This is a genomic window from Streptomyces sp. NPDC007162 (genome assembly GCF_040634175.1).
Taxonomy (GTDB): domain Bacteria; phylum Actinomycetota; class Actinomycetes; order Streptomycetales; family Streptomycetaceae; genus Streptomyces.
In genome coordinates, this window is the sequence record NZ_JBEYFC010000444.1 from 1 (window position 1) to 7433 (window position 7433).

5 protein-coding genes and 2 pseudogenes are annotated in these 7433 nt (G+C 71.6%); 6 read left to right on the plus strand and 1 reads right to left on the minus strand.

Annotated elements, in window-relative coordinates; all coding sequences use genetic code 11:
• Positions 1-1045: pseudogene (locus ABZ646_RS35420) on the minus strand (lantipeptide synthetase); the annotation flags it as partial.
• Positions 1046-1241: 196 nt separating this feature from the next.
• Between ABZ646_RS35420 and ABZ646_RS35425 the strand changes: the two are divergent.
• From ABZ646_RS35425 to ABZ646_RS35450, 6 genes and pseudogenes are all read left to right on the plus strand, one after another.
• Positions 1242-3689, plus strand: coding sequence for a SpoIIE family protein phosphatase (locus ABZ646_RS35425; protein WP_360528358.1), 2448 nt, complete (start codon positions 1242-1244; stop codon positions 3687-3689).
• 66 nt (positions 3690-3755) lie between these two features.
• A complete protein-coding gene (locus ABZ646_RS35430) occupies positions 3756-4028 on the plus strand; it encodes a hypothetical protein (RefSeq protein WP_360528361.1) in 273 nt (90 codons plus the stop codon).
• A 141-nt stretch (positions 4029-4169) separates the two neighbouring features.
• On the plus strand, positions 4170-5237 hold the full coding sequence (locus ABZ646_RS35435; RefSeq protein ID WP_360528364.1) for a glucose-1-phosphate thymidylyltransferase: 1068 nt from the start codon (positions 4170-4172) through the stop codon (positions 5235-5237).
• Positions 5234-6232, plus strand: a complete 999-nt coding sequence (gene rfbB / locus ABZ646_RS35440; protein WP_360528367.1) for a dTDP-glucose 4,6-dehydratase — start codon at positions 5234-5236, stop codon at positions 6230-6232. Before ABZ646_RS35435 ends, rfbB begins: the two co-directional genes overlap by 4 nt.
• Positions 6232-7113 (plus strand): dTDP-4-dehydrorhamnose reductase, encoded by an 882-nt coding sequence (gene rfbD, locus ABZ646_RS35445; protein WP_360528370.1) that lies wholly within the window; start codon positions 6232-6234, stop codon positions 7111-7113. The genes rfbB and rfbD overlap by 1 nt, the downstream gene beginning before the upstream one ends.
• Positions 7110-7433, plus strand: a pseudogene (locus tag ABZ646_RS35450) (class I SAM-dependent methyltransferase); the annotation flags it as partial. The gene rfbD and the pseudogene ABZ646_RS35450, both read left to right, overlap by 4 nt.

Sequence of the window (7433 nt, forward strand, 5' to 3'; positions counted from 1 at the left end):
CGGAGTAGCCGCGCACCGCTCCCGGATCCGGGTCCGGGACGAGCAGCGGATGCCGTTCGGCGAAGTAGGCGTTGAGCGGACGGCCCGCCAGGTGGTCCATCACCAGGAACCGGTGCTCGCCCAGCGTGAACCAGTCCCGGACCTCCGGCACCACCCCGGTGCCCGCCACCGCCTCCAGCGCCTCCTTCTCCCGGGCCAGCCGGGCGACGGCGTCGGCGCCGTCCGCCGCGAGCCCCGCGTGCGGCCGGCCCTCCTTGAGCACCACCCGCCGTCCGTCCCGGGTGTCGGTCCCGGCGTAGACCCCGCCGCCGTTGGAGAAGTGCAGCGCCTTCTCGATCCCGTACGGCAGGTCGCCCACCGTGGTGGCGTCGCGCGCCGCGAGCTGCGGCCGCAGGAACTCCGGCAGCGTCACCCACTGGGGGACCTGGAAGGAGGGCGCCCGCCGGTCCGGCACCAGCTTCCCCGCGCCGTCCCGTACCGCGGTCACCAGTGAGCCCCGCTCGTCCACCACGTACGAACGCGCGAACGCGCCGTAACGGACGTACAGCGGGCCGTCGTTCCAGCGCAGGTCGGTCAGGATGTACGGCCCCTTGAAGCCCTCCAGGAGGGCGCCCAGCTCACGCAGCACGTCATGGAGCCGTTCCTCGCCGTCCGGGTAGACGGTGACGAACTTGCCGCTGGTGTCGCGGCCCGCGTACTTGGCGTTGCGCAGGTGCAGCAGATGCGGTCCCGGCACGAACTTGAACGGGATGCGGCGCGGCACGCAGTAGTCCCACACGATCGCCGCGATCCGCTCCGCGTTCGCCCGGGTGGCCGAGGAGTGGATCTTCCAGCCCTGAGCCGGCGACGGCAGCGGGGCGCCGTCCGCGCCGAGCGGGGTCATCGTCAGCCAGTCGCCGGACCGTGCCGCCCGCCAGCCCTCCGGCACCGCGCGCCGCGCCGTCTCGAACAGCGGCTCCGCCTGCGACCCGGCCGTCCCGAACCGGTCAGGTGTGTCGTAGAAGTGCCCGTCGGCGAGCGCGTACACCTCGTAGCGCCTGTCCATCCGCATCCCTTCCGTGGCCCGGTCATGACACTTTCAGGCGCAGCACGGTCGCGGACAGTCACGTCTGTCATGAGGTCACCGTGCGGAACGCACGGGTCAAGACCTGTTCGGTGGGTTTCGAGTGCGCCGGCCCCCCGGTCTCCACGGAACGGTCACAGGGGCTGCGCGGACGCCCCATAAGCGCTGTAATGGCGGCGTGGTCAGTGAGGGCGCTGCGGTACGCGGAACGAGAACGGATCGCGCCGAGATCGCCCTCGAAACGCTCATCGGCGATCGCGGCGCACCCGAGCGGCTCCGTCGCGTGCTCGAACAGGCCCTGGTGTTCTCCGGCGCGGCGTTCGCCGGGGTGTACACGCTCGGCGACGAGGGAGCGGTGCTCCGCCTGGCCGAGTCCGCCGGCCTGCCCCGCACCCTGTACGGGCTGCGCGACGCCTACCCGGCCGTGGGCCAGTCCCCGGCCGCCGAGGTCCACCGCAGCGGACGGCCCCTGTGGCTCGGCCCCGCGGAACTGAACGACTGCCCCGAGGCCCGGCGGACCCCGGCCCAGGACTTCTCCCTGGCCGTCCTGCCGGTGCCCGGCGGCGCCGGGCTCCTCGTGGCGGTGAGCGAACGGGACGACGGATTCGGCCCCGAGGACCGCGCCTGCCTGGACCTGGTGGCCGGCGCGGTCAACCTGCCCGGCCCGCTCCCCACGGCCGCCGACAGCGGCGAACTGGCCGCCGACGCGTTCAGCCTCGCCATGGACACCGGCCGCATCGAGGTCGGCGACGGCATCCTGGACCTCTTCCGAATGGAACGCCGCGATTTCGACGGCAAGGTCGAGACGCTCCTGGCCCGTACCGTCCCCGAGGACGTCCCCGCCCTGATGTCCGTCGTCGAGGCGGACCACATGTCCATCGGCGACCGCGAGCTGGAGTTCCGTGTCCTGCAGCCCTCGGGGCCGCCCAGGTGGCTCAGGCTGCGCGGCCGGCTGGTTCCCGGCGGCGAGGGCCGCCCGGCCCGGCTGGCCGGGACCGTCGACGACGCCTCCACCCTGCGCTCCGACGTCACCGACGTGGCCAGGATCCAGCGGCTCGCCGCCGCCCTGGCCACCGCCGGCACGGTCAAGGACGTCAGCCAGGCCGTCGTCACCGCGCTGCGCGGGCCGCTCAAGGCCGACCGGATCGCCCTGGCCGAGCTGGAGAACGAGCGGCTGGTCGTGACCGTCCTCGACCCGCCCGACGCCGAGGCCTGGCCCGAGCTGTGGCGCAGCGAGTGGCGCACCGAATGGCCGGACGCGCCCGTGCGCTCCATGCCCACCCTGGCCGCCGCCCTGCGCGCGGGCCGCGCCCGCATCTGGCCCGCCCCGACCACCCTGGAACCCGCCCTCGCCGAGGTCGGGCCCGGAGGACTCGCCATCCTGCCGCTGCCGGCCGGCGGCCGGATGGCCGGCGCCTGCCTGATCGGCTGGGACAGCCCGCACGACTTCGGACCCGACGAGCGCGCCCTGCTCACCGCCTCCGCGGGCCTCGCCGGGGAGGCGCTGATGCGCGCCCACGCCTTCGACGCCGAGCACGAACTCGTCGGCATGCTCCAGCGCACCCTGCTGCCCCGCCGGCTGCCCGCCCTGCCCGGCGCGGTCGCCGTCGCCCGCTACCTGCCCACCACCCAGGGCCTGGAGGTGGGCGGTGACTGGTACGACGTGATCCCGCTGCCCGACAACCACGTGGCCCTCGTCATCGGTGACGTGCAGGGCCACAGCGCGGCCGCCGCCACCCTGATGGGTCAGATGCGCACCGCGCTGCGCGCCTACGCGGCCGAGGGCCACACCCCCGACGTGGTCGTCTCGCACGCGAACCGGCTTCTGATGGACATGGAGAGCGACCTCTTCGCCACCTGCTGCTACGTCGACGTCGACATGGAGGAGGGCACCGCGTGGTGCGTGCGCGCCGGGCATCTGCCGCCCGTGCTGCGTCACCCGGACGGCGCAACGGAGATCACCGAGACCGAGGGCGGCCCGCCGCTCGGCGTCCTCACCCAGACCGAGTTCCCCATGACCCAGCTCAGCCTCCGCCCCGGCACCGTACTGGCCCTCACCACGGACGGCCTGGTCGAGCGGCCCGACGCCGACATCGACGACGGCATGGCGGGCTTCGCCGAGGACCTCGCCGGCTCCGACCCCGCGCACCTCGGGCTGGTCGCCGACGCCCTGCTCGGCAACGCTCCCCGCGCGGACGACGTGGCGCTGCTGCTGATGCGCTACGACGGCATGGCGGTGCGTCCGCTGCGGGAGAGCTGGACGGTGTGGCGGGTCCCGGAGGCCGCCCGGCACGCCCGTCGCTTCAGCAAGCGCAGCCTGCGCTCCTGGGGCGTCACCGACGACGCCATGGACGTCGCCCTGCTGGTGGTCTCCGAACTCGTCACCAACGCCCTCATCCACACCGAAGGACCGGTCCGGCTCGATCTGACCCTGGTCGACCACCGGCTGCGCATCGCCGTCGCCGACGCCTCGCCGCGCAGCCCGGTGAAACCCACCAACATCGGCTGGGAGGCCACCGGCGGGCGCGGCATCCTCCTCGTCGAGGCGATGTCGGCGGCCTGGGGGACCGTACCGGTGAGCGGCGGGAAGCAGGTGTGGGCGGACCTTGTCCTGGACGACGACTGAGCGCCGCGGGTGCCGTTCCGGCCGTCTCGACAGGCGCCGCGGGCCGAGCTTTCTTAATGTCTTGTCGTGGCACACACCTTCGATGAACTGGTGGCGAAGCACCGCGCGGCCGACACGGCCCACGACAAGGTCCTGGAACTGCGGGACGCCTACGGGCCGCCGGCCCGGCAGGCGCCCGGCGGCGCCCAGTCGGCGACCTACGAGACCGCTCTGCGCGCCTGGCGCGACCTGGCCCGCGACGAACAGACCGCGGTCAGCGAGTACGCCCGCGACCAGGGCCGCCCGCGGGCCGAGGTGGAGGCGGAGGTGGCACGGGCGGCGGCCGGTCCGGGAGCCTGAGACCGCCGTAAGGAAACGGTCGGAAAGCCGGCCGACGGCGCCTCGTGGTCACATGGCATCCGCACCAGGGCCATACTGTCGTAACCAGTCAGGAAATCAGAAGAACGTCTCAATCAGATGTTCACCTATAAGGTGTAGTGAATGAAGGCTTTGGTGCTCTCCGGCGGTGCCGGAACCCGGCTGCGGCCGATCACCCACACATCGGCGAAGCAGCTCGTGCCGGTGGCGAACAAACCCGTACTGTTCTACGGACTCGAATCCCTCGCCGCCGCGGGCGTCACCGAGGTCGGGATGATCGTCGGCGACACCGCCGCCGAGATCGAGGAAGCGGTAGGCGACGGATCGAAGTTCGGTCTGAACGTCACGTACATCCCCCAGGAGCACCCGCTGGGCCTGGCCCACGCGGTGCTCATCGCGCGGGAGTTCCTCGGCGACGACGACTTCGTGATGTACCTCGGCGACAACTTCATCGTCGGTGGCATCAGCGGACTCGTCGACGAGTTCCGTGAGACCCGGCCCGACGCCCAGATCCTCCTCACCCACGTGCCCAACCCGCGGGCCTTCGGTGTCGCCGAACTCGACGCCGACGGCCAGGTGGTCGGCCTGGAGGAGAAGCCGCAGGAGCCCAAGAGCGACCTGGCACTGGTCGGCGTGTACCTCTTCACGCCCGCCATCCACGACGCCGTGCGCGCCATCAAGCCGTCCTGGCGCGGCGAGCTGGAGATCACCCATGCCATCCAGCACCTCATCGACCAGCGCGCCGACGTGCGCTCCACGGTGATCAAGGGCTACTGGAAGGACACCGGCAACGTCGTCGACATGCTGGAGGTCAACCGGACCGTTCTGGAGGCGCAGGAGCCGCGCATCGACGGCGAGGTCGACGAGGCCAGCCAGATCGTCGGCCGCGTGGTCGTCGAGGCCGGCGCGCGCGTCACCGGTTCCCGGATCGTCGGCCCGGTCGTGATCGGCGCCGGTACCGTCGTCAGCGACTCGTACGTGGGCCCGTTCACGTCGGTCGCCGAGAACTGCCGGATCACCGCGAGTGAGCTGGAGTTCTCCATAGTGCTGCGGGACTCCTCCATCGACGGGGTGGGCAGGATCGAGTCCTCGCTGATCGGCCGGCACGTCGAGGTGACCCCGGCACCCGGCACCCCCAGCGCCCACCGCCTCGTTCTCGGAGACCACAGCAAGGTGCAGATCCGTTCATGAATCTCCTCGTCACCGGCGCCGCCGGCTTCATCGGCTCCACGTACGTCCGCGGCCTGCTCGCCGCCGACGGCCCCGACGCGCCGCACATCACCGTGCTGGACAAGCTCACCTACGCGGGCACCCTGACCAACCTGCCGGAGTCGCACCCCCGCCTCACCTTCGTGCAGGGTGACATCTGCGACGCCGAGCTGGTCGACCAGCTCATGGCCGAGGCCGACCAGGTCGTGCACTTCGCCGCCGAGTCGCACGTCGACCGCTCCATCGACGGGGCCGGCGCGTTCGTCCGGACCAACGTGGTCGGTACCCAGACCCTGCTCGACGCGGCCCTGCGCCACCGCGTCGGTCCGTTCGTGCACGTCTCCACGGACGAGGTCTACGGCTCCATCGAGACCGGCTCCTGGCCCGAGAGCCACCCGCTCCAGCCGAACTCGCCGTACTCCGCCTCCAAGGCCTCCTCGGACCTGCTGGCGCTGGCCTTCCACCGCACCCACGGCCTGGACGTCCGCGTCACCCGCTGCTCGAACAACTACGGGCCGCACCAGTTCCCCGAGAAGGTCATCCCGCTCTTCGTGAGCAACCTCCTCGACGGCAAGAACGTCCCGCTCTACGGCGACGGCAGCAACGTCCGCGACTGGCTGCACGTCGAGGACCACTGCCAGGGCATCGACCTGGTCCGCACCGGCGGCCGGGCCGGCGAGGTCTACAACATCGGCGGCGGCACCGAGCTCAGCAACAAGGAGCTCACCGGCCTGCTTCTGGAGGCCTGCGGCGCCGACTGGAGCCGCGTGGACCGGGTGGCCGACCGCAAGGGCCACGACCAGCGCTACTCCGTCGACTGGAGCAAGATCCACGACGAGCTGGGCTACACCCCCAAGCACGACTTCACCTCCGGCCTGGCCGACACCGTCGCCTGGTACCGCGACAACCGTGACTGGTGGGAGCCGCTCAAGGAGCGTGCCGCCCTGGAGTCCCGTAAGGAGCAGGAGAAGCACTGATGAAGTGGCTCGTCGCCGGCGCGGCCGGGATGCTCGGCCAGGACGTGGTCGAGGAACTCGGGCGCCGGGGTGAGGAGGTCGTGCCGCTCGGCCGGGACGACCTCGACATCACCAGTGCCGACTCGGTGGAGTCGGCCCTCGCCGGGCACACGCCCGACCTGGTGGTGAACTGCGCCGCGTACACGGCCGTCGACGACGCCGAGACCGACGAGGAGCGGGCCCTGCTGATCAACGGCACGGGCCCGCGCCTGCTGGCCCGTGCCGCCGCCCGGCACGGCGCCCGCCTCGTCCACGTCTCCACGGACTACGTCTTCGACGGCGAGGCCCGCAGCACGCCGTACCCGGAGGACCACCCCACGGACCCGCGCACCGCCTACGGCCGCACCAAGCTGGCCGGCGAGCGCGCCGTCCTGGAAGAGCTCCCGGGCGCCAGTGCCGTGGTCCGCACGGCCTGGCTGTACGGCGTGCACGGCCGCAGTTTCGTCCGCACGATGCTCGAACTGGAGCAGAAGCTGGACACCGTGGACGTCGTCGACGACCAGCGTGGGCAGCCCACCTGGACCGCGGACCTTGCCATACGTATTGCACAGCTTGCACCAAGGATCTCCCCAGAGACCGGTGTTCACGGTATGTTCCACGGAACCAGTTCCGGTGAGGCCAGCTGGTACGACCTGGCCCGGGAGGTGTTCCGGCTCGCCGGGGCGGATCCCGAGCGGGTGCGCCCCACCGACAGCCGGGCCTTCGTCCGGCCCGCGCCCCGACCGGCGTACAGCGCCCTGGGGCATGCCCGATGGCATGAGATCGGTCTGGAGCCGCCCCGGGACTGGAGGTCAGCACTGCACGATGCACTGCCCCAGATCCGCAAGGAGATGTCCCAGTGAAAAGGCACGAGTTCCTCCGGGAACTCCACAAGGTCAGCGCGAACCGCAACTACCTGGAGATCGGTGTCAACGACGGCCGCAGTCTGACGCTGTCCAGAGTTCCCAGCGTCGCGATCGACCCCGCCTTCAAGGTGGTCTCGGAGATCCGCTGCGACGTTCACCTCGCCAAGGCGACCAGTGACGACTTCTTCGCCAGGGAGAACCCCCTGGCGCACCTCAGGGGAGGCCGCCACCCGCTGCGCAACGTCGCACGCAACCGCAGCCCGTTCGGCTACTGGCAGCGGACCACGCTCGACCTGTCGTTCATCGACGGCATGCAC